Source organism: Rhodoferax sp. (assembly GCF_039922535.1).
GTDB lineage: Bacteria > Pseudomonadota > Gammaproteobacteria > Burkholderiales > Burkholderiaceae_C > Rhodoferax_B.
The window spans coordinates 1-20,097 of record NZ_JBDTEM010000368.1 but is presented as its reverse complement, the minus strand read 5'-3'; the positions used below and the strand labels follow the sequence as shown (position 1 = coordinate 20,097).

Sequence of the window (20,097 nt, the reverse complement as noted above, 5' to 3'; positions counted from 1 at the left end):
GGCGTTGAATTTCTAAAAGCGATTAAATTTCATCCATTAACATCGAATAAAGAGATGATTGGAGGGTAAGGATGATCACATTCAAGCAACTGGAAGCGCTGTACTGGATTGCCCAGCTGGGCGGCTTCTCGCAGGCAGCGAATAAGCTGCACACCACGCAGTCGGCGGTGTCCAAGCGGGTGCACGACCTGGAGGCGCTGTTTGAAACCGAGCTGTTCGACCGCGCCCAGCGCAGCGCGCGCCTGACCGAAAAGGGCGAGGAGATGTTCCTGCTGGCCAAGAAGCTGCTGGCGCAGCGCGATGCCGCCATCGAGCAGTTCAGCCGACCCGAGGTGATGGAGCGCCGCCTGCGCATCGGCATCACCGAGCTGACCGCCATGACCTGGCTGCCGCGCCTGATCGAGCTGATCCGCCTGCACTATCCCAAGGTGACGATCGAGCCCACGGTGGACAGCAGCCCGCAGCTGCGCGACAAGGTGCTGGCCGACGAGCTGGACCTGGTGTTTGTGCCGGATGCGTTTGCGGACACGCGCATCCCCAGCACCCAGGTTGGCCAGGTGGAGCACGCCTGGATGTGCAAGCCCGGCCTGCTGCCCGCCAGCGGGCGCATGCAGCTGCACGAGATCGCCCAGTACCGCATGCTGGTGCAGGGCACGCAGTCGGGCACCGGCCGGGTTTACGACGCGTGGATGCGGCAGCAGGGCGCGCAGCCCAGCGAGGTCATCGTGGTGAGTAACCTGGTGGCCATGCTGGGCCTGGTGATTTCGGGCTTGGGCGTCAGCTACTTGCCGCACCGTTGCCTGGCACCGCTGGTGGCGGCCGGCATGCTGACCGTGGTTGACGTGGCACCCGCCTTACCGCCCATGGCCTATGTGGCCATGCACAAGGGCGAGCACCGCAGCACCCTGGTCGCGTCCATCGTGATGCTGGCGCAGGAGTGCTGCGATTTCTCTGCCATGTTCCAGGGGCTGGACCAGACTTTTACCAAGGGCTGAGCGGCGCAAAATTCCATGTGAGCCCGGCATGCTCGTCCATTGGTTGCGCTGTGAACTGTCCACAATCGGGCACTGTTATTGGGGGACTGCAATGGATTCGGTCGTATGGGTGGTGGCGTTGGGCGCGGTGGTGGCGGGCTTTGTGCAGGGCTTGTCGGGCTTTGCCTTTGGCTTGGTGTCGATGTCGTTCTGGGTGTGGACGCTGGAGCCCCGGCTGGCGGCGGCGCTGGCGGTGTTTGGCTCGCTGACCGGGCAGATCATCGCCGCAGTCTCGGTGCGTCGGGGCTTTGACATCAAGGCCTTGCTGCCCTTTGTGCTGGGCGGCTTGCTGGGCATTCCGCTGGGTGTGGCCTTGTTGCCGCGGCTGGACATGGACTGGTTTCGGCTGGCGCTGGGCAGCCTGCTGGTGGTGTGGTGCCCGGCGATGCTGGTGTCCCGGCATTTGCCCAAAATCACCTTCGGTGGCCGCTGGGCCGATGGCGTGGTGGGCTTGGTCGGTGGGGTGATGGGCGGGCTGGGCGGCTTTACCGGCGCGCTACCCACGCTGTGGTGCACGCTGCGCGGGCTGGAGAAAGACGCGCAGCGCGCCATCGTGCAGAACTTCAATTTGTCGATGCTGCTGGTCACCATGGGCACCTACCTGGCCCGTGGCATCGTCACCCGCAGCATGCTGCCGATGTTGGGTGTGGTGGCCGCTGCCATGCTGGTGCCCGTGCTGCTGGGGGCGCGGCTGTACATCGGTATCAGCGAAGCCAGCTTCCGCAAGATCGTGCTGGGGCTGCTGACGGCCTCGGGCGTGGCCATGCTGGTGGCCTCGGTGCCCAAGTTGTTGGTACGGTTTGCTACTTAAATAAGAGCTTCTTGCGCAGGTGGAACCTGCGCCAGGGGCATTTTTTATATAAATTTTCTGGAATCACGCAGCCAGCCGGTAGGCCCGCGGGGTGGTGCCGAAGTGCAGTTTGAAGGCTCGCCCAAAGGCCGCCTCGGACGCATAGCCGCAGCGTTCGCCCACCCGACCGGCGGTGGCGTTGCTCTGCACCAGCATGCGGCCGGCCAGCTCCATGCGCAGGCTGGTTACCACCTCTAGCGGCGTGAGCCCGCTGACCTGGGCGAAGCGCTTGGCAAAGGTGGCGCGGGCCATGTGGCAGCGTTCGGCCAGGGTGGCCACCGTCCAGGTATCGGCGGGGGCGGCCAGCACCGCGTCGACCGCTTTGCACAGGCGCACATCGGCCAGCAGCGCCAGCAGGCCTTGGGTGATGCCGCCATCGGCCATCAGGGCGCGCAGCAGCACGGTGAACAGCGCCGTTGACAGCTGGCCAATGACGGCCGCCGTGCCGGGTAGCGCGGCGCTGGCTTCGGTGCGCATCATGGATGTCAGGCTGTGCAACCAGGCGCAGTCGGCGCGCCCGGCGGTGTGGATGCACACCACTTCGGGCAGGGTGCGCAGCAACAGGCCTCCGGGGGTACCCAGCACAAAGTTGCCGCATAGCAGATCCAGCGTATCACCCGCATCGGGGTGAAACACCTCGGTCACCGCGCCGTTGAAATGGCGCTCCGGCGGCGTGCTGAGGGCGGGGGGCTCGCAGTTGCCCTGGCCCAGGCTGCGTACGCTGTGCGCAGCGCCGTGCGGAAACAGCACGATGTCGCCGGGCACCAGGTCCAGCGCGCGGGCCCCTATGCCGACTCTGCCGCAGCCCGCCAGCACCACGTGGTAGGGCAAATGGCCGGGCAGCGCCGGGCCGTGGTCTACCAGCCAGCCGCCGGCAAACCGGCAATGCAACTCCAGCGTGCCCTGGGGTGCGAGCACGCGGACCAGATTGCTCAGACTGTCCATACGGCTTCCGTTTCTGTAGATGTAGACGATAGAGCTATAAATATAGATTTATTTGTACCTAAAAGATAGGTGAAAAACCTAGGATCGCTCCATGGATGCGTAGCCATGCGTCCACCTAACCACTACCGGAGTTTTTATGAGCCGTCTGCACACTACCCCCGCCGCCGAAGCTACTGGCGAATTGGCCGATCTGTTTGGCGGTATCAAGCGCGCCATGGGCAAGGTGCCGAATGCCTACGCCACGGTCGGCAGCAATGCGCCGGCCGTGCTGGCCCAGGCGCTGCAAACCAATGGCATGCTGCTAAGCAAGAGCAGCCTGGGCAAGCGAGAGCTGGAGGCCATCAACCTGGCGGTCAGCGAAGCTTCGGGTTGCGACTATTGCGTAGCGGCCCACACCCTGACGGGCAAATTGGCCGGCTACACGCTGGAGCAAACCCGTGCGCTGCGCGCCGGTGCCTATGCCGAAGACAGCAAGATAAACGCCCTGGTGCAGTTTGCCCTGCGCCTGGTGCAGACCCGCGGCACCCTGCCCGCCGACGCGCTGGAGAGCGTGCGCAGCGCCGGTTTTGACGACCGCCAGATCGTTGAAGCGATTGCCGCCATCAGCGCGATCCTGTTCACCAACATGCTGAACCGCACCAACGACACCACGCTGGATTTCCCCAGGGTGGACTGACCATCGCCGCGCAAGAGCGGCCCCCTTTTTTTGAAGGAGATACGCACCATGACGACCCCCCTTGCGTTGGCGCAAGCCCCTTTGCTACAGGCGTTGGCATCGGCGCAGAGTTTGGATGCGGAAGACTTTGCCCTCCTGACCCAGGTGGCTTCCCTGGTCACCGGTGCGCCGAACGCATTCATCTCGCTGGTGGACGACGCGGGTGATTGGCGGCACGCGGGGGCGGAGGCACACAGCCCGAGCTCCCCGCGCGACGAGACCTTTTGCACGGCCGCGTTGCGCGAGGACGAGGTGCTGGTTATCGAAGATGTGCGCCTGGATACGCGGACCCAGGCGATAGCGGCGCGGCGTGGGAATGTGGATATGGATGCGGCCATCGTCACCTACGCCGGCGCGCTGCTGAAAACCGAGGACGGCACCAAGATCGGCACGCTGTGCGTGACCGACAGCGTGCGCCGCCCGATCAGCGACGCGCAAGTGCAGCTGCTGCGCGGCCTGGCGCGGCAGGTGATGAGCCTGGTGTCGCTGCGCAAAACCCAGCGCGAGCTGACCGATGCGCTGGCCAAAATGACCCGTCTGGCCACCACCGACGACCTCACGGGCCTGCTCAACCGCCGGGCTTTTTTTGAAGAGGCCGAAGGCCTGCGCAGCCTGGTACTGCGGCAAGAGGGTGTGCTCAGTGTGGTGGTGGTGGACATCGACCATTTCAAAAAGGTCAACGACCAGCACGGCCATGCGGCCGGCGATGCGGTGCTGAAAGAGGTCAGTCGGCGCTTGCGTGCAGCGCTGCGCTCTACCGACCGGATTGGCCGGATTGGTGGCGAGGAATTCGCCATCGCGCTGCCGTTTACCGGGCAAGAGGCGGCCATGCAGCTGATGCGGCATCTGCGGGTGCAGGTCAGCCAGCATCCGGTGCGGGTGGACGGACTGGCTATCCCGGTCACCTTTAGCGGCGGCGTGGCCGAGCTGCATGGCCGTGGCGCGGTGGCCGACGCGGTGCGGCGTGCCGACCAGGCCCTGTACCGCGCCAAGGCCGCAGGCCGCGACCAGATCACCGAGGATAGGGAGGACTTGCCATGCATGATGTAAGCGAACGCCTGCGCACGTCCCGCCCCGCCCTCAACCCCTCCCGCTTACTGCCTTGCGGTGCGGCTAAGTCAGAGCTGAGCGACCCCCAGATGGCGCAGGAACGTGCCGCCACCAGCCGGTTGGCGCAGCGGCTGCACGACCAGCTAGGGCAAACGCTGACGGCCATCCGTATCGACTTCGTGCCCGAGGCCTTGTTTGCGAACCGGGAGGAAGCCCGGCGCCATGCGCGGGTAGACCGGCTGATCGACCAGGCCGTCCGCGAGGTGCGCCAGGTACTCAGCGAATTGCGGCCCACCTTGCTGGACGAATACGGCCTGGTCACCGCGATGGACAGCGCCTTGCGCGCCCGCCAGGCGCTGGCAGGCCCGGTACGTTTACGGCTAGAAGTACCACCCGAACTGCAGGGCCTGCGCTGGCGCTGCGATGTGGAATATGCCGTCTTCATGGTGGCGCGCGAGGCGGTCGCGAATGCGCTGCGCCATGCGCAGGCCTCGTGGGTGCGGGTGTCGCTGGCGGGCGGGCCGCAGGCGCTACGGCTAGAGGTGCTGGACAACGGTGTCGGCCTGGCCGCTGATGCGCAGCAGTTGCGGCCAGGGCATCTGGGCCTGCTGGGTATGCGGGAACGCGCGGCTTCCATCGGCGCGGATTGGCTGGTGCAGTCCCCTGCCGGTGGTGGTACCCGGGTCTGCCTGGACTGGAAGGTGTCCGCATGAGTGCCATTTACCTGTTGGACGACCACGCCATCGTGCGCGACGGCTTGCGCGCCATGCTGGAAGCCGCGGGCTACCGGGTAGTGGGCGAATCGGGCAATCCCACGGTGGCGCTGGCCGAGGTGGTGCAGCGTCCGCCCGATCTGCTGCTGGTCGATATCGGCCTGGGCGGCCGGTCTGGCTTCGAGCTGCTGGCCGAGCTGCAGGCGCGCCAACTGCCGGTACGCAGCCTGGTGCTCACCATGTCGGCACAGCTGCACCATCTGGCCCAGGCCCTTCGGCTGGGGGCCACGGGCTATCTGCTCAAAGGTGCGCCGCGGGCCGAGCTGCTGAGGGCGGTGCACGCTGTGCTGCGCGGCCAGCGCTACCTGGGCAGTGGGCTGGCCGCGCTGGTGGAGCAGTTGCCGCACAGCGCGCCCGAAGCCGATCTGCTGGCCGGGCTGTCGCCGCGCGAATGCCAGATCATCACCCTGGTGGTGGGTGGCTGTACTAGTCCCGAGATCGGGCGGCAGCTGCACTTGTCGCACAAGACCGTAGACACCTACCGCGGCCGCTTGATGGCCAAGCTGGGTGTCGGCGATATCACGGCCTTGGTGCGTTTTGCCATCCGCAATGGGCTGATCGATGCCGACGGCAACTGATTCAGCCCGCAGGCAGCGAGTGTCCCCTACAGACACGGCGCTCCAGCCTGCCTACAGTCGGGCCAATTTCTCTATGTTTATCGACACCCACTCCTTCTGAACCACTGCGGAGCTTTCCTATGGCCACCTCCACCTGGACCCTGCAGCAACCGTCGTCGCACCCCTCGTCGCAACGGTGTGCCCGATTTGATGGGGTGTGTGATGCCTATATGGCGTCGCTGATCGAGGAGCCCGCGCCGCATCGGCAGGGTTGGGATAGCCTGACGGGGCTGCGCGACCGCGTTGGCTTCATCTCGGAGCTGCGTGCCCTGCAGGACACAGCGTCGCCCCCGGCGTTTACCGTGCTGTGCCTCGACATGGATGGTTTTACCGAGTTCAACGAACAGTTCGGCCTGGCCTGTGGCGATGCGCTGCTGCGGGTGGTGGCCGCCCGTTGCCTGGCGGTGGCCCACAGCAGTGGCGTGCGCTGCAGCCTGGGCCGGGTGGGTGCCGATGAGTTTGCGCTGGCGGTGCCAGAAGACGCCCAGGACACCGCCGCGCGGGTGGTGCAAGGCCTGCAGCACGTACTGGCGCAGCCGTTCGATGTGGGCTGCAACCAGCAGGTGGTGCCCACCGCCACCATCGGCCAAGCCCGGCTGGCGCCGCGCGGGGATGCCGCGCACGCTTTGTTGCACGCGGTGTCGGCACGGCGCCAAGGGCAGTTGGCGGGCGTGCCGGTGTACGGCTATGACGCGCAGTGTGATGAGCGGCGGCTGACCCAGATGCTGCGCGAAGCCATCGCCGCAGACCAGATACAAATTGCCCTGCAGCCCAAGGTGGTGCTGGCCACCGGCCAGTGGGCCGGCCTGGAGGCGCTGGCGCGCTGGACCACGGCGGAGGGGCAGCAGATTCCGCCCAGCGTCTTCATCGGCGTGGCCGAGCGCCACAACCTGATTTCTGCGTTGGGCGAGCGGGTGCTGGAGCGCAGCCTGGCCACGCTGGGCCAATGGCGTACCCAGGGCCTTCCGCTGGTGCCGATTGCGGTCAATTTTTCAGCCCAGCAGTTCCACCGCGGTGATACCGCCGAGCGCGTGGCAGGGGCCTTGGCGCGCCACGACCTGCCAGCCGAAGTGCTGGAGCTGGAGCTGACCGAGTCGATGCTGCTGAGCCACGCCGACACCGCCACCCAGACCCTGCAATCGCTGCGCGCGCTGGGCGTGACACTGAGCATTGACGACTTCGGTACCGGCTATTCCTCGCTGACCTATCTGCGCCGCTTTCCGGTGCACCACCTTAAAGTGGACCCAAGCTTTGTCAGCGGCATCACCGAGGACGCAGACGCCTGCCAGATCGTGCGCCTGATCGTGCAACTGGCCCACAGCCTGCGTCTGCGCTGTGTGGCCGAGGGCATTGAAACCCCCGAGCAACTGGCTTTGCTCAAGGCCATGGGCTGTGACGAAGGCCAGGGCTATCTGCTGGCCCGGCCCATGCCGACGGCCACCGTGGCGGAGTGGCTGGCCACAGTGCCGCCCTGGCAGCACCTGTTTGCGTCGCCAGCGGCCGCCCACTGAGCCATCAACGGGCGGCAGCGCCTTTATTTGCCAGGTGTTATTTGCTACTAAATAAGTAGCTACCTGCGCAGTTACAGCCTGCGCGGGAGGCACTTTTTTTATAAATTTAAGCCGGGTTGGTGGTTTCGGCATGGTGGCAAGCCACCTGGTGCTTCAGCTGTCTTTCTGGGAACCCGCTTTGCAGGGCATCGGCACATCGTGGCTACTGGTGGGGGCGTAGGGCGGGTCGTTGGTGATGCCTGCCTATCTGTCCAATGGGGTCGGGGCGTGCTGGTCCAAGCGCACGGCCGCAGCGCCCTCGGCCAAGAGGCCATCGTCGGCCTGGGCCAATGGCAATCCTCTTGCCGAGCCGATTTTTGGTATTGGGTTTTCGATTGGGGACCGGGGAACGGCGTAAGAAAGCGCAGCAGTACCGACCACCGAAACCGATGGTCGGTTGCATAGCGGTTACTGTTGTACGAGCATCATGTTGGACAGCATGGCTTTGCCCGTGCGGCCTGTAAATGACAGGTTCAGTTTGCCGTCACTACCGATAGTGACCGGGAACTGCCTGGCGACTGCAGTAGCCATCGCTCCTGCTTGCGCATAGACATCAACGTTGGCAAGCGGTGTCGAGGTAGCACCGCCGGTGGTGGCCTGCACATCAAAAACACGCGCTCCTACGGCATTCGCGGTGGACTCTAAAAATCCAAGTGTCACCAAATAGGTCTTGCCTGGTACCAGACTGAGGTTGTAGCTAAAGCCAGCGCCAGCGTTCGCTTCTTCCCGGAAAGCGTCCCACACGCGGCCTTCTGCTGGTACCGTCGTTGTGCCAGTATTGCCAATGACGGCGGTGAATTGGGCATTCGAAATCTTTTTTCTTACCCCACCAGTGAAGTAATTGTCTGAACCAAATGTTTTGACTACGCCCAGCGGACTGCCGGCCTCGGATACGAAGCCTGTTGTCATCTGGCCTGCGGCCAAGTAGATGTTCTTGGCATGGTCGGCATCCAGCGTCCACGCCACCGAGTCGGTGGCCGTCGTTCCGCCGCGCGTTCCGGTGGCAACCACAGCATTGCTACCTTCGGCCAGACGGACCTCGCCAAAGTTGCAGGTTTTGTTACCGCACTCGGCAGCAGCCATGGTCTTCACGTTGACGCCGTTGACGGAGAGCGAGGTTGAATCGGCGTTGGAGTACACCTTCACATTGGCCGTGGGAAGGTTGCGGTTTACGTAGCGACGGCTTGTGATGTAGGTCACCACATCCGTGCTCCAGTGGGCTTTGTAGAAGTAGAAGGCATCCTTCTTCGTGTTTCTGTCAAAGGACACCAAGCCTTTGGTGTTCGTACCCCCAATGTCCCCTTCGTGGCGAATATCAGAGCCGAAGTCAAACATATTCCATACGTACGTACCCCAGAGGTAAGGCTTGGATTCAATCATGGCGTAGTCCAATTCATGGACCGAGCTTGCATAGCTCTCAGGCTGGTACATGGTTCGGGTTTTGCCCGTGAAATCAAACACCGGAACAAAGCCAATGCCATCCGTCGCATTGTCACTTTGGTGGGTCACCGCTGCCCCGGCACCATATTCACTGATGCCGATAGGCTGCTTCGCAAAAGTTGTACGGAAGCCGTCCAATATCACCCCCAGTGCTGCAGGCAAATAGTTTTGGTACCACATGGGGTATTCATTGCGTGCCCACACGTCGGTGATGCCGCCAACCGAAGCCTCGTCCTTATTGGCCGCCAAAGTGGTGACCCTGCTCGGGTCTTCCTCTTTGGCCAGCTTATTGAACTCTGTGAGCACAGGTACAGCGTTCGCCGGAAGGCCACAGCCTTGGGTTGTTTCATTGCCTACCGACCACGTAGCAATCGAAGCATGGTTGAACTGTTGCCGAATCAGCTCGCGAAGCTGCGTCTTGCCGTTCTCAACAAACTCAGCGCTGGTTGTAGAAGACGCATTGCAGGGCACCACGGTTTGGTTGACAAAAGCATTTTCGGCCCACACCACCAAGCCCATTTTGTCGGCCTGTTCGAGCGTGTAGCTGGCGTGCGGGTAGTGGGCTAAGCGCACGGTGTTAGCGCCGATTTCTTTGATCAGCTCGAAGGATTTGTCCGTTTGCGTCTTCGTGATTCCCCAAGCCATGTCCTGGTAGTCCTGGTGCATGTTGACACCACGCAGCGGATAAGACTTGCCGTTCAGAAAGAAGCCGTTAACCGGGTCAAACTTAAAGTCCCTCACCCCGTAATCTTGAATAACCCGGTCCACGACCGCACCCGTTAAATCTTCCAGCTGCACCACGACCTTGTAAAGATACGGGTCCGTTAGGCCATTCCACAGATGCGGGTTCTCGATGGCGAGTGCTTGCGAAAACTCGCTGTGCTGGCCCGCCTTGATGGCCACATTGCTCGACACAGATTTGACGACTTTTCCAGTTGCATCGGTGAGACCAGCGCGCAACACAAAAGTAGCGTCAGCCTTGCCGCTATTGACCAGCTTTGACTTGATAGCGATAGACGCGGAGTTGGCGGTAACGCCCGAACTGGTAGCGTAGACACCCGAGCCGCCAAAATCGTCCAGCGCGAAATAGGCATTGGCAGGCGTAGAAACCAGCGAAACGCTGCGGTACAGACCGCCAGACATGTTGAAGTCGCCGCTCAGCGGCAGGATGGCGGTGGCTCCACCTGCGGTTGGTGCCGAGTTATCTGCTTTCACCAACAATACATTTTTACCCGGCTTCAGCTGGCTGGTCACGTCGAACCGGAAGCGAGTGAATGCCCCCTTATGCTCACCAAGCTTGGTGCCGTTCAGCCATACATCGGCCACGATGCTTGCGCCATCAAATTGCAGCCATTGCGAGGCACCATTGGCGGGGTTGTCAAACTCCAATCGGTACCAACCCAAACCCCGCTTGTACGAGGTGGAGGTGGGTGTGGTCTGCGCAACACTTGCGGCATCTCTGGCATTCCAGGTATGCGGCAGCGTCACATTCAGCCAGCCCGTGCCGTTTTGGGCCAGCGCTGCGTCGTCTGTAAGGGTGTCATCTTGAACAAAGGCCCAGGCTTTTTTATCAAGAAGCGCAACCGACCGCGCCTCGGACAAGCCGAGCTGAAGGCCCCCATTTGTGTCTGAACCATTGCCGTCGCCACAGCCCGTAAGCAGTAGCGTACCGCCGACGGCCGCCACTAAAGCAAGCTGTTTAAAAGAGTGCCGACGCTGGCGAATTGTTGACTCAATATTGCGCATTTCAGTGTTCCTGGGTGATTGATAACGTTAACAAATTCAATGTTATCGTTAACTATCTTAAATTTCAATGGTCTATTTGTCCGTGAAAACCCTTGTTTTGCACACCAATGGGCGTGTTGAGGACCGTGGGTAACCGGCCGACAGGCAACATCAAATACCCAATGCAAAGGGGGGAAATGGGTTGCACTGTGAAGTGCTGAAGAGGCAGTGGGGTTCTGGTTGCAGCCAGTGCGACCTCTCTCGTGCCGCTTTCCATGGCGTGCGTGGGCGGCAATGAGGCTGCGTTTTCAAGAAATAGCAGTTGCGTGCGCAAAGGCCGTGTGGAAAGGGCGGCTCGCCGGTGATCTTGGTCTCCACGCGGCGCTGGCGGCGGTCGATGGACGGCGTGGCCGACAGCAACGCCTGGGTGTAGGGGTGCAGCGGGCGCTCGAAGATCAGGCCCTTGGCACCCACCTCGACCGCGCGGCCCAGGTACATCACCATCAGGTCGTTGGCCACGTGCTCCACCACCGCCAGGTTGTGCGACACAAATACGTAGGCGGTGTTGAACTCTTCCTGCAGGTCCATGAACAGGTTCAGCACCTGGGCCTGGATGGACACGTCGAGTGCGGATGTCGGCTCGTCGGCCATTGGTATCACGGCGCTGGCAATGGCGGTGCGCTGGCCGCGCGAGCAAGACTTCGCTCCCGCCTCTGGGCTTACACCATTGGCGTCGTCACCTTGGCGCAGGGCTTGATGCTGATGGCCCAACGTTGCCCCGAGCCGTTGCTGCATGCCGTGGCGGCGCTGCTGTTTGGCCTGTCGCTACTGCGGACCGTGGTGTGGCCGCATCAAGCGCATCGCGCCGGCGCAACTTGCCGGGGCGGTCTTCAGCCGATGAGGCGCTGGCGCCGCCGCTGTACCGCCAGTGCCGCTCCAAGCGCCAGCAGCATCAGCGACAGCGATGAGGGTTCTGGTATCTGGTTGGCACGGGTGCGGGCCGTGGTCACGTCGTCAAAGCTGTAGTTGTACTTGTTGCCGCCCTGCGCGAGGTCGTGCTGGAAGCTTACCGACAGCAGGCCCAGCGGATCGGCGAAGCCGAGAAACTGCGCGTTCGGCCCGACCACATCAAACGCCAGCAAGCCGCTATTGCCCAGTACCTCGACGTGGATGATGTCGGGCAGCGCGAAGTCGAACACCATATCCAGCACCGCGCTCCACAGTTGGGTGCCGGCTGGGAACAGCGAGAAGCTGCGCAGATCGCCCGTGGTGTCGCCAGTGGTCAGGCAGGGCGAGGCGCAAAACCCGGCTGCCGTCCCCAGGTCGTTGACGATGGCGGCGTTGCCTGTGAATGTGCCATTGGCCAACACCACGCTATTGCCCAGCGGCACCATGCCGGGAAAACCGGAGAAGTTTTCGCTGGTGACCACCAGGCCGGCCGATTGGCTGGCGAACTGGCTTTGGTTGATCTGCACCGGTAGGGCGGCAGCAGGGCCTGCGGCGCAGGCCAGTGCGGCGCTGGCGGCGGCGATCTGAAACGCCTGCCGCGTTTTTTGCAGGATGGAAGCCAGCCGTGGGTTTGGTGTCGTGGTGGATGTCGTCATATCGTTTTTCATGGTTACTAAGTTGAAATAGAAAGGCATAGCCAAGCTCTATCTCAAGATGCATGCCACGAAAAATATCCAATGAAATCAAGCCACTAGCGCAAAGCTGGGCCCCGTAGTTGTCGGCCATGGCCGACAGAAACCGATGGGCGCAGGAGAATAGCCAATGGAATCAAGGGTCTGCCGTGTCGGCGCAGGCCGACATTTTGCGGCGTGCCGGCCGCAGTTGCATCGGCCAAAAGGCAAATACCAGATTGCTATCAAAAAAATAGCCGCTAGCGCAGGTGGAATCTGCGCTAGCGGCCTTTTTTAATAAGAAAAAAATCAGGCTGCGTTGATGCTTTCGGCGTGGTGGCAGGCCACCTCACGCCCCAGCAGCGGGCGCAGCAACGGCTCCTCTGCCGCGCAGCGCGCCGTAGCGTGCGGGCAGCGCTTGTGGAAGGCGCAGCCGCTGGGTGGGTTCAGCGGGCTGGGCAGCTCGCCGGTGATCTTGATCTTCACGCGGCGCTGGCTGCGGTCGATGGACGGGGTTGCCGACAGCAGCGCCTGGGTGTAGGGGTGCAGCGGGCGCTCGAAGATCAGGCCCTTGGCGCCCACCTCCACCGCACGGCCCAGGTACATCACCATCAGGTCGTTGGCCACGTGCTCCACCACTGCCAGGTTGTGCGACACAAACACGTAGGCGGTGTTGAACTCTTCCTGCAGGTCCATGAACAGGTTCAGCACCTGGGCCTGGATGGACACGTCGAGTGCCGAAGTGGGCTCGTCGGCCACCAAAATCTTGGGCTGCAAGATCATCGCGCGGGCAATGGCGATGCGCTGGCGCTGGCCGCCCGAGAACATGTGCGGGTAGCGCTGCGCAAATTCGGGGCGTAGGCCGACGCGGCGCATGGTGTCGTGGACCTTGGCGGTGCGTTCGGCAGCGGTCAGCTTGGTGTTGAGCAGCAGCGGCTCGGCCAGTTGGTCGACAATTTTTTGCCGCGGGTTTAGCGAGGCGTAGGGGTTTTGAAACACCATTTGCACCTTGCTGCGCATGGCTTTGCGCTGGGCGCTGCTGGCGGTATCCAGCGGCTGGCCGTCCATCACCAGCGTGCCCGAGGTGGGGGCTTCGATGAGCGTCAGCGCACGGGCCAACGTGCTTTTGCCGCAGCCGGATTCGCCCACCACGGCCAGGGTTTTACCGGCCTGCAGCTGAAACGAAATGCCGTTCAGCGCCTTGACCTGCAGCTTGGGTTTGAAGGTGCCTTGGCTGACACCGTAGTAGCGGGTAAGGTTTTTGGCTTCTAAAACAACGGTGCTCATGCGGCCACCTCGGCATTCAGGGGGAAGAAGCAGCGCACACCGTCGCCGTTGTGTTGCGAGAGCGTGGGGCGTTCGGTGGTGCAGCGGTCTTGCACGCGGGGGCAGCGTGGCGACAACAGGCAGCCCTTGGGGCGGTCGTACTGGCCGGGAACCATGCCCTTTAAGGTGCTCAGGCGGCGCGCACCGTGGCTGCGCTCGGGCACTGCCTGCAGCAGCGCGTCGGTGTAGGGGTGGGCGGGGTGGTCGAACAGGCGGGCCACGCTGCCAGTTTCCACCACCTGGCCGGCGTACATCACGGCCACGCGGTGGGCGACTTCGGCCACCACGGCCAGGTCGTGGGTGATCATCACCAGCGCCATGTTGTGGGCTTTTTGCAGATTCACCAGCAGGTCCATGATCTGCGCCTGGATGGTTACGTCCAGTGCGGTGGTGGGCTCGTCGGCGATCAGCAGGCGCGGGCTGCAGGCGATGGCGATGGCAATCATCACCCGCTGGCTCATGCCGCCCGAGAGTTGGTGCGGGTACACGTCGAGGCGGCTTTTGGCGGCGGGTATTTCTACCATCTCCATCAGCTCCACGGCGCGGGCCGTGGCCGCGGCACCGCGCAGACCCATGTGCTGCTTCAACACTTCGATGATCTGGTAGCCGACGGTGAAGCTGGGGTTCAGCGAGGTCATCGGGTCCTGGAAGATCATCGCCATGTCTTTGCCCAGTAGCTTGCGGCGCTGGGCGGGGGCGATCTTCAGCAGGTCTTGGCCGTCAAAGTTCAGCGTGTCGGCCGTGATGCGGCCCTGGCCGTCCAGCAGGCCCATCAAGGCCATCATGGTCACCGATTTGCCGGAGCCGGATTCGCCGACGATGCCGACGATTTCGCCTTGCGAGACGGTCAAATCTAGCCCGTCCACGGCGCGGAAGGCCCGGCCTTGGGGGCCGAATTCGACCGATAGATTTTTAATAGTGAGCAATGCCATCGTGGTTCTTCTTGCAGTCTTAGGCTGCAGTTTTTAGTTTGGGGTCCAGCGCGTCGCGCAGACCGTCGCCCATCAGGTTGATGGCCAGCACCGAGAACAGAATTGTCAGGCCGGGCAGGGTGACGACCCACCAGGCGCGTTCGATGTAGTCGCGGGCAGAGGCCAGCATGGTGCCCCACTCGGGTGCAGGCGGTTGCACGCCCATGCCCAAAAAGCCCAGGGCCGATATTTCCAAAATCGCTGCCGAAAACCCCATGGTGGCGTGCACGATCAGCGGGGCCATGCAGTTGGGCAGCACGGTCACAAACATGATGCGCAGCGTGCCCGCGCCCGACAGCCGGGCGGCAGTGACGTAGTCGCGGTTCAGCTCGGTCATGGCGGAGGCGCGCGTCAACCGCACGTAGGCGGGCAGCGACACCACAGCAATCGCCACCAGCGCGTTGCCCAGCCCTGGGCCCAGGATGGCCACAATCGCCACCGCCAGCAGCAGGGCGGGCAGGGCCATCATGATGTCCATGATGCGCATGATTGTGGAGTCCAGCGCCTTGCCAAAGTTGGCGGCTACCAGCCCCAGCACCACGCCGGGAATCAGCGCCAGCACCACCGAGCAAAAGCCGACAAACAGCGACAGCCGCGCGCCATGGATCAGGCGCGAGAGGATGTCGCGGCCCACTTCGTCGGTGCCCAGCAGAAACTGCGACGAGCCACCAGCCACCCAGGCGGGCGGGGTGAGGAAGTGGTCGCGGAACTGCTCGATGGGGCTGTACGGAGCCACCCAGGGCGCAAACAGCGCGGCCAGGCAAACGATGGCCATGAACACCAGGCCAGTGACCGCGCCTTTGTTTTTGGTAAAGCCGCGCCAGAACTCGGACCAAGAAGACGGTGGCGTGCCGGAGTGCAGTTCCAACTCGTCGGTGGCTGCGGGAATAGGTAAGGTAGACATGGTTTTTTACTTGTTATGCCGAATGCGCGGGTTGGCCACGCCGTACAAAATATCGACCACAAAGTTGGTCACGATGACCAGGGTGGCCACCAGCAAAATGCCGCTTTGCACTACCGGGTAGTCGCGCCGTCCAATCGCGTCGATCAGCCATTTGCCGATGCCGGGCCAGGAGAAGATGGTTTCGGTCAGCACCGCGCCGCCCATCAGCGTGCCCACCTGCAGGCCAATCACCGTCAGCACCGGAATCAACGCGTTGCGCAGGGTGTGGATGAACACCACGCGGGTGGGCGACAGGCCTTTGGCGCGGGCAGTGCGCACATAGTCTTCGCGCAGCACTTCCAGCATGCTGGAGCGCGTCATGCGGGCAATCACCGCCAGCGGAATGGTGCCCAGCACGATGGTCGGCAGGATCAGGTGCTTGACGGCATCCCACAGTGCGCCTGCGTTCAGGCTGGGGTCGGCCCGCTGGGCGCGCCAGGCATCGATCAGCATGAAGCCGGTGTCGGGCGGGATGTCGAACATCAGGTCAATGCGGCCCGACACCGGGGTCCAGCCTAGCCCGCTGGAGAACAGCATGATCAGCATCAAACCCCACCAGAAGATGGGCATGGAGTAGCCGGTCAGCGCCAGCGTCATCACGCCGTGGTCTAAAAATGAGCCGCGTTTCACCGCGGCGGTGACCCCGGCCACCACGCCCACCACCAGCGCAAACAGCAGCGCCATGGTGGCCAGCTCCAGCGTGGCGGGGAAGAGGATTTTGAATTCGGTCCACACCGGGTTTTGGGTTTTGAGCGAAGCGCCCAGGTCGCCGTGCAGCAACTGGCCCAGGTAGCGGAAGTACTGCACCGGCAGCGGCTGGTCCAGACCCAACTGGTGCAAGGCGGCGGCGTGCATCACCGGGTCTACCGAGCGCTCGCCCATCATCACTTCGATGGGGTCGCCGGGGATCATGCGGATCAGCGAAAAGGTCAGCAGGGTGACGCCGAAGAAGGTCGGCACCAGCACGGCAAGGCGTTTGAGGATGTAGAAAAACATAGTGCTGCTTAAAACGAAAAAGCAAGGTGGCGAAACCTGTTCACCACCTTGCTCTTTTTACCGACAGAAAAAACTTACTTGTAGCTCACACCGGCAAAGTCAAACACCGCGAATGGACTGATCTTCAGGCCGTCCACACCCTTGGCGGTGGGCAGGCTGACGGTGGAGTGTGCAATGGTAGACCATGGAATGTCGTGCTTGAAGACTTCTTGCGCCTTCATGTACAGCGCAGTGCGCTCCTTCTGGTCGGTGCTGTTGCGGGCTTTGAGCACCAGGGCGTCAAAGTCCTTGCTGCAGTAGCGCGCGTAGTTGGAGCCGCCCACGGCTTCGCAGGTTAGCAACACGCCCAGGAAGTTGTCGGGGCTGGCGTAGTCGCCGGTCCAGCCGACCAGGCCTGCTTCATGTTCGCCGGCCTTCATGCGCTTGAGGTATTCGCCCCATTCGTAGCTGACGATCTTGGCTTTGACGCCGATCTTGGCCCAGTCGGCCTGGATCATTTCGGCCATCAGCTTGGCGTTGGGGTTGTAGGGGCGCACCACGGGCATGCTCCACAGCGTGATTTCAAAGCCATCGGGGTAACCGGCTTTTTTCAGCAGCGCCTTGGCTTTTTCGATGTCCATGGGCGGGTTCTTCAGCGCGGGGTTATACGACCACAGCGACGACGGGAAGGGGTTGCTGGCTTCCTGGCCCTGGCCTTGGTAGACCGCGTCGATGATGGCCTTGCGGTTGATGGCCATGTCCAGCGCCTGGCGCACTTCCAGCTTGCCGGTGGTGGGCTTCTCGGTGTTGTAGGCCAGGTAACCGATGTTGAAGCCGGGGGCGGTGATGACCTTCAGCTTGGGATCGGCCTTCAGGCTGGCCAGATCTTGGGGCTTGGGATAGGACATGACCTGGCATTCGCCAGCCTTGATTTTTTGCGCACGCACGGCACCGTCGGTGGTGATGGCAAAAATCAGGTTGTCCAGCTTCACGTCCTTGGGGTTCCAGTACTGCTTGTTGCCCGCGTAGCGGATTTGCGAGTCTTTCTGGTAGCGCTTGAGGATGTACGGGCCGGTGCCCACGGGCTGCTGGTTGATCAGCGCGGGCGTGCCAGCGGCCAGCAGCTTGTCGGCATGCTCGGCGGACAGAATGGAGAACACCGGCATGGCGATCTTGGCCAGCAGGTCCGGGTCGGGCTTTTTCAGCAAGAAGACGACGGTGTTTTCGTCGGTCTTGCGTACCGAGGCCACGTTGCTGTCCAGGCCCGTGTCACCGGCGTAGGGGTACTGCACGGGGTAGGCTTTGGCAAACGGGTTGGTCTTGTCGAACATGCGCATGAACGTGAACACCACGTCATCGGCATTGAAGTTGCGGCTGGGGGTGAAGAATTCGGTGGTGTGGAACTTCACGCCCTTGCGCAAGTGGAAGGTGTAGGTCAGGCCGTCGGGCGCGGTGTCATACGACTCGGCCAGGGCGGGGACCACCTTGGTGGTGCCGCGTTCAAACTCGACCAGGCGGTTAAACAGCGCCATGCCTGCTGCATCGAAGGTCTGGCCGCCGGTGTACTGCGCGGTGTCAAAGCCTTCAGGGCTGGCCTCGGAACAATACACCATGGTGCCTGCGGCGTGGGATACCAAAGCCGCTGCGGACAGGCTCAAAGCCAGTGCCAGTTTGCTCAAATTTTTCATGCTTTTCCAGTGTGTACAAAATATGCCAGGATGGGCGTGCACCAAGATGGGTTGGGAATTATGGGGGTGCATTACACACCACCACGATCCGCACATACCCTCGTTGCTGTCAGGTTGGCGACCCTGCGGTCTATACAAGGTAGCCAAGCTAAATATCCTAGCAGTATGTGTGCCACAGAATGTAAAGTGCTATGCAAAAAGTAGCTGTCTGTGCAGGTAGAGCCTGCGCTGGAGGCCGATTTTTTATAAATTGACGCCAGTGGCTACCTTGCTGCCACTGAGCAAAGGCAGTGCCACCAGCGCGCAGCCGCTTGCCAATAACCACACCAACGGCCAGCCCTGTAGCAACAGCAGGTGCGGCACGGCCAGCGGTGTCACAAAGCAGACGCTGAACACACAGGTATTCGCCATCGCCAGCGCCGTGCCGGATCGCTGCGCACCGGCGCAACTGGCCAGCTGCACATAGGCCACGCCATGCCAGGCGGAAACGCAAATGCCGCAGGCCGCCAGCAGCACCAACAGCCCGCCGCGCAGCAGCGGCGACGCCAGCAACTGCCCACCATCGGCCAGCGCGCTGAACAGTGCCAGCCCGGCAAACAGCGCCGCACTCAGCCCGCTGCAGGCCCGCAGATAGGCCGGGCGGTTGCGCCGCTGGTCGGTCCAGCGGCCGCTCCAGACGCGCATCACCATCGCACCCACCTGCACCAGCGCCATCGCCGCGGTGATGGTCGCCAGCCCCGCATGGCCGTAGTCGTGCAAAAACACGGTGCCGAAGGACAGCACGGCAAACTGCGGAGCGCACAGAATGCCGATCCCGGCCACGGTGCGCCAGATGCGCGGGTCATGTAACGGGCCGCTGCGCCCGGCGGCGCTGCCGGGTTTGGCCTGCGGTGCCACGGCCGGCTCATGTACCCAGGCCCAGGTCAGCAGCGCGGCCAGCAGGCACAGCACGGCCAGCAAGGTGTAGATGGCCGCAAAGCCATGCCGCAGCGCCAAGGCGGGCAGCAGCAGCGCGCCGATGCCGCCGCCCAGTGGTACGGCGGTTTGGCGGATGCTCATCGCCAGGCCGCGCTCGCCATCGGCAAACCACAGCATCACCGCCCGGCCACTGGCGCCGTTCACGCTGCCGCCCAGCAGGCCGACCAGCACCAGGCCGCCTGCTAGCAATCCCAGCGGTGGAATCTGCCCATTGAAAGGAGAGGCCCACAGCGCCATGGCCGCCAGCGCCAGCGCGGTACTGGTCAGCCCCGTCAGCAGCACCGGGCGGTCGCCCCAGCGGTCGGTCAGCAGGCCCCAGGGCAGCTCGCTGATGGCAATGCCCAAACCCATCAGGCCGAGCACCAGACCCAGCGTGGCGTTGTCGAGCCGGTAGCCGTCGCGCATCAGCACCGCGGTCATGGGCAGCCCGCTAAAGGCCACCGAGAAAGCCGCATTGGCGGCGACACCGGCGGCCAGCACCTTCCAGCGGTGGCGGGGCGGTGGGCAGGTGGTGAGGGGGTTGGAAAGAGTCGCTTGGTGTGTCATGCGGCGGATTGTGGGCGGCGCAGACTGTTTTGAAAATCAGAAAATAGTAGACTAAATGTTTTGAAAATCGGGATGGTGGCGCGGCGCCCAGCGCTGGCCTGCGCCGCCACCATTTCTGACCTTAGCTGCCACCGAGAAAGCCATGGCCCCATCCTCAGTCTTATCGCCCGCTGACCGCATCCGCCGCCGCAAACAGTGGGGCGTGGCCTTTGTGTTTGTGTGGTTCTTCATCGGCGGCATCGCGCACTTTGTGGCCACCGACACCGAGATGCGCATCGTGCCGCCCACCATCCCCTGGCCGCGCATGGCGGTGTGGGTCAGCGGTGTGTTCGAGCTGCTGGGTGCGGCAGGG

Annotated in this window: 16 protein-coding genes and 2 pseudogenes; 8 read left to right on the top strand and 10 right to left on the bottom strand. The window is 62.9% G+C overall.

Going from position 1 to position 20,097, the window contains the following annotated elements; translation table 11 throughout:
• Nucleotides 1-71: 71 nt before the first annotated feature.
• Both ABI213_RS17650 and ABI213_RS17645 read left to right on the top strand, forming a co-directional pair.
• Nucleotides 72-995, top strand: coding sequence for a LysR family transcriptional regulator (locus tag ABI213_RS17650; protein ID WP_348005516.1), 924 nt, complete (start codon nucleotides 72-74; stop codon nucleotides 993-995).
• Between the two features lie 91 nt (nucleotides 996-1,086).
• Complete coding sequence (locus ABI213_RS17645; RefSeq protein ID WP_348005515.1) at nucleotides 1,087-1,845, top strand: sulfite exporter TauE/SafE family protein; 759 nt, start codon at nucleotides 1,087-1,089, stop codon at nucleotides 1,843-1,845.
• 63 nt (nucleotides 1,846-1,908) lie between these two features.
• Here ABI213_RS17645 and ABI213_RS17640 read toward each other — a convergent pair whose 3' ends face one another.
• A complete protein-coding gene (locus ABI213_RS17640) occupies nucleotides 1,909-2,829 on the bottom strand; it encodes an AraC family transcriptional regulator (RefSeq protein WP_348005514.1) in 921 nt (306 codons plus the stop codon).
• A gap of 136 nt (nucleotides 2,830-2,965) precedes the next feature.
• Between ABI213_RS17640 and ABI213_RS17635 the strand changes: the two genes are divergently transcribed.
• The 5 genes from ABI213_RS17635 (at nucleotide 2,966) to ABI213_RS17615 (ending at nucleotide 7,495) form a co-directional block, all read left to right on the top strand.
• On the top strand, nucleotides 2,966-3,505 hold the full coding sequence (locus tag ABI213_RS17635) for a carboxymuconolactone decarboxylase family protein (protein WP_348005513.1): 540 nt from the start codon (nucleotides 2,966-2,968) through the stop codon (nucleotides 3,503-3,505).
• A 48-nt stretch (nucleotides 3,506-3,553) separates the two neighbouring features.
• Nucleotides 3,554-4,594: a sensor domain-containing diguanylate cyclase gene (locus ABI213_RS17630; protein WP_348005512.1), complete on the top strand. Its 1,041-nt coding sequence runs from the start codon at nucleotides 3,554-3,556 to the stop codon at nucleotides 4,592-4,594.
• Nucleotides 4,582-5,307: an ATP-binding protein gene (locus ABI213_RS17625; protein WP_348005511.1), complete on the top strand. Its 726-nt coding sequence runs from the start codon at nucleotides 4,582-4,584 to the stop codon at nucleotides 5,305-5,307. The genes ABI213_RS17630 and ABI213_RS17625 overlap by 13 nt, the downstream gene beginning before the upstream one ends.
• On the top strand, nucleotides 5,304-5,945 hold the full coding sequence (locus ABI213_RS17620; RefSeq protein WP_348005510.1) for a response regulator transcription factor: 642 nt from the start codon (nucleotides 5,304-5,306) through the stop codon (nucleotides 5,943-5,945). The genes ABI213_RS17625 and ABI213_RS17620 overlap by 4 nt, the downstream gene beginning before the upstream one ends.
• 119 nt (nucleotides 5,946-6,064) lie before the next feature.
• A complete protein-coding gene (locus ABI213_RS17615) occupies nucleotides 6,065-7,495 on the top strand; it encodes a bifunctional diguanylate cyclase/phosphodiesterase (protein WP_348005509.1) in 1,431 nt (476 codons plus the stop codon).
• A gap of 447 nt (nucleotides 7,496-7,942) precedes the next feature.
• Here ABI213_RS17615 and ABI213_RS17610 read toward each other — a convergent pair whose 3' ends face one another.
• From ABI213_RS17610 to ABI213_RS17570, 9 genes and pseudogenes are all read right to left on the bottom strand, one after another.
• The gene (locus tag ABI213_RS17610; protein WP_348005508.1) at nucleotides 7,943-10,720 is read right to left on the bottom strand and encodes a glycoside hydrolase family 2 TIM barrel-domain containing protein; all 2,778 of its coding nucleotides are present in this window, start codon (nucleotides 10,718-10,720) and stop codon (nucleotides 7,943-7,945) included.
• A 150-nt stretch (nucleotides 10,721-10,870) separates the two neighbouring features.
• Nucleotides 10,871-11,389: pseudogene (locus tag ABI213_RS17605) on the bottom strand (oligopeptide/dipeptide ABC transporter ATP-binding protein); the annotation flags it as partial.
• A 200-nt stretch (nucleotides 11,390-11,589) separates the two neighbouring features.
• Nucleotides 11,590-12,303, bottom strand: a complete 714-nt coding sequence (locus ABI213_RS17600) for a PEP-CTERM sorting domain-containing protein (protein WP_348005507.1) — start codon at nucleotides 12,301-12,303, stop codon at nucleotides 11,590-11,592.
• 324 nt (nucleotides 12,304-12,627) lie between these two features.
• The gene (locus ABI213_RS17595; RefSeq protein WP_348005506.1) at nucleotides 12,628-13,605 is read right to left on the bottom strand and encodes a peptide ABC transporter ATP-binding protein; all 978 of its coding nucleotides are present in this window, start codon (nucleotides 13,603-13,605) and stop codon (nucleotides 12,628-12,630) included.
• A complete protein-coding gene (locus ABI213_RS17590; protein ID WP_348005505.1) occupies nucleotides 13,602-14,576 on the bottom strand; it encodes an oligopeptide/dipeptide ABC transporter ATP-binding protein in 975 nt (324 codons plus the stop codon). The genes ABI213_RS17595 and ABI213_RS17590 overlap by 4 nt, the downstream gene beginning before the upstream one ends.
• 19 nt (nucleotides 14,577-14,595) lie before the next feature.
• Complete coding sequence (locus ABI213_RS17585; protein ID WP_348005504.1) at nucleotides 14,596-15,519, bottom strand: ABC transporter permease subunit; 924 nt, start codon at nucleotides 15,517-15,519, stop codon at nucleotides 14,596-14,598.
• 6 nt (nucleotides 15,520-15,525) lie between these two features.
• A complete protein-coding gene (locus ABI213_RS17580; protein WP_348005503.1) occupies nucleotides 15,526-16,554 on the bottom strand; it encodes an ABC transporter permease subunit in 1,029 nt (342 codons plus the stop codon).
• A 74-nt stretch (nucleotides 16,555-16,628) separates the two neighbouring features.
• On the bottom strand, nucleotides 16,629-18,221 hold the full coding sequence (locus ABI213_RS17575; RefSeq protein ID WP_348005502.1) for an ABC transporter substrate-binding protein: 1,593 nt from the start codon (nucleotides 18,219-18,221) through the stop codon (nucleotides 16,629-16,631).
• Nucleotides 18,222-18,464: 243 nt separating this feature from the next.
• Entirely contained in the window at nucleotides 18,465-19,745 is a 1,281-nt protein-coding gene (locus ABI213_RS17570) for an MFS transporter (protein WP_348028029.1), read from the bottom strand.
• A 142-nt stretch (nucleotides 19,746-19,887) separates the two neighbouring features.
• Between ABI213_RS17570 and ABI213_RS17565 the strand changes: the two are divergent.
• Nucleotides 19,888-20,097: pseudogene (locus tag ABI213_RS17565) on the top strand (hypothetical protein); the annotation flags it as partial.

What these genes read in the sequence shown, in the direction of transcription:
- ABI213_RS17630 (WP_348005512.1), top strand. Translation starts at nt 3,554, where the DNA reads ATGACGACCCCCCTTGCGTTGGCGCAAGCCCCTTTGCTACAGGCGTTG.
- ABI213_RS17575 (WP_348005502.1), bottom strand. Translation starts at nt 18,221, where the DNA reads ATGAAAAATTTGAGCAAACTGGCACTGGCTTTGAGCCTGTCCGCAGCG.
- ABI213_RS17590 (WP_348005505.1), bottom strand. Translation starts at nt 14,576, where the DNA reads ATGGCATTGCTCACTATTAAAAATCTATCGGTCGAATTCGGCCCCCAA.
- ABI213_RS17640 (WP_348005514.1), bottom strand. Translation starts at nt 2,829, where the DNA reads ATGGACAGTCTGAGCAATCTGGTCCGCGTGCTCGCACCCCAGGGCACG.
- ABI213_RS17615 (WP_348005509.1), top strand. Translation starts at nt 6,065, where the DNA reads ATGGCCACCTCCACCTGGACCCTGCAGCAACCGTCGTCGCACCCCTCG.
- ABI213_RS17585 (WP_348005504.1), bottom strand. Translation starts at nt 15,519, where the DNA reads ATGTCTACCTTACCTATTCCCGCAGCCACCGACGAGTTGGAACTGCAC.
- ABI213_RS17650 (WP_348005516.1), top strand. Translation starts at nt 72, where the DNA reads ATGATCACATTCAAGCAACTGGAAGCGCTGTACTGGATTGCCCAGCTG.
- ABI213_RS17600 (WP_348005507.1), bottom strand. Translation starts at nt 12,303, where the DNA reads ATGACGACATCCACCACGACACCAAACCCACGGCTGGCTTCCATCCTG.
- ABI213_RS17620 (WP_348005510.1), top strand. Translation starts at nt 5,304, where the DNA reads ATGAGTGCCATTTACCTGTTGGACGACCACGCCATCGTGCGCGACGGC.
- ABI213_RS17595 (WP_348005506.1), bottom strand. Translation starts at nt 13,605, where the DNA reads ATGAGCACCGTTGTTTTAGAAGCCAAAAACCTTACCCGCTACTACGGT.
- ABI213_RS17625 (WP_348005511.1), top strand. Translation starts at nt 4,582, where the DNA reads ATGCATGATGTAAGCGAACGCCTGCGCACGTCCCGCCCCGCCCTCAAC.
- ABI213_RS17570 (WP_348028029.1), bottom strand. Translation starts at nt 19,745, where the DNA reads ATGACACACCAAGCGACTCTTTCCAACCCCCTCACCACCTGCCCACCG.
- ABI213_RS17645 (WP_348005515.1), top strand. Translation starts at nt 1,087, where the DNA reads ATGGATTCGGTCGTATGGGTGGTGGCGTTGGGCGCGGTGGTGGCGGGC.
- ABI213_RS17635 (WP_348005513.1), top strand. Translation starts at nt 2,966, where the DNA reads ATGAGCCGTCTGCACACTACCCCCGCCGCCGAAGCTACTGGCGAATTG.
- ABI213_RS17610 (WP_348005508.1), bottom strand. Translation starts at nt 10,720, where the DNA reads ATGCGCAATATTGAGTCAACAATTCGCCAGCGTCGGCACTCTTTTAAA.
- ABI213_RS17580 (WP_348005503.1), bottom strand. Translation starts at nt 16,554, where the DNA reads ATGTTTTTCTACATCCTCAAACGCCTTGCCGTGCTGGTGCCGACCTTC.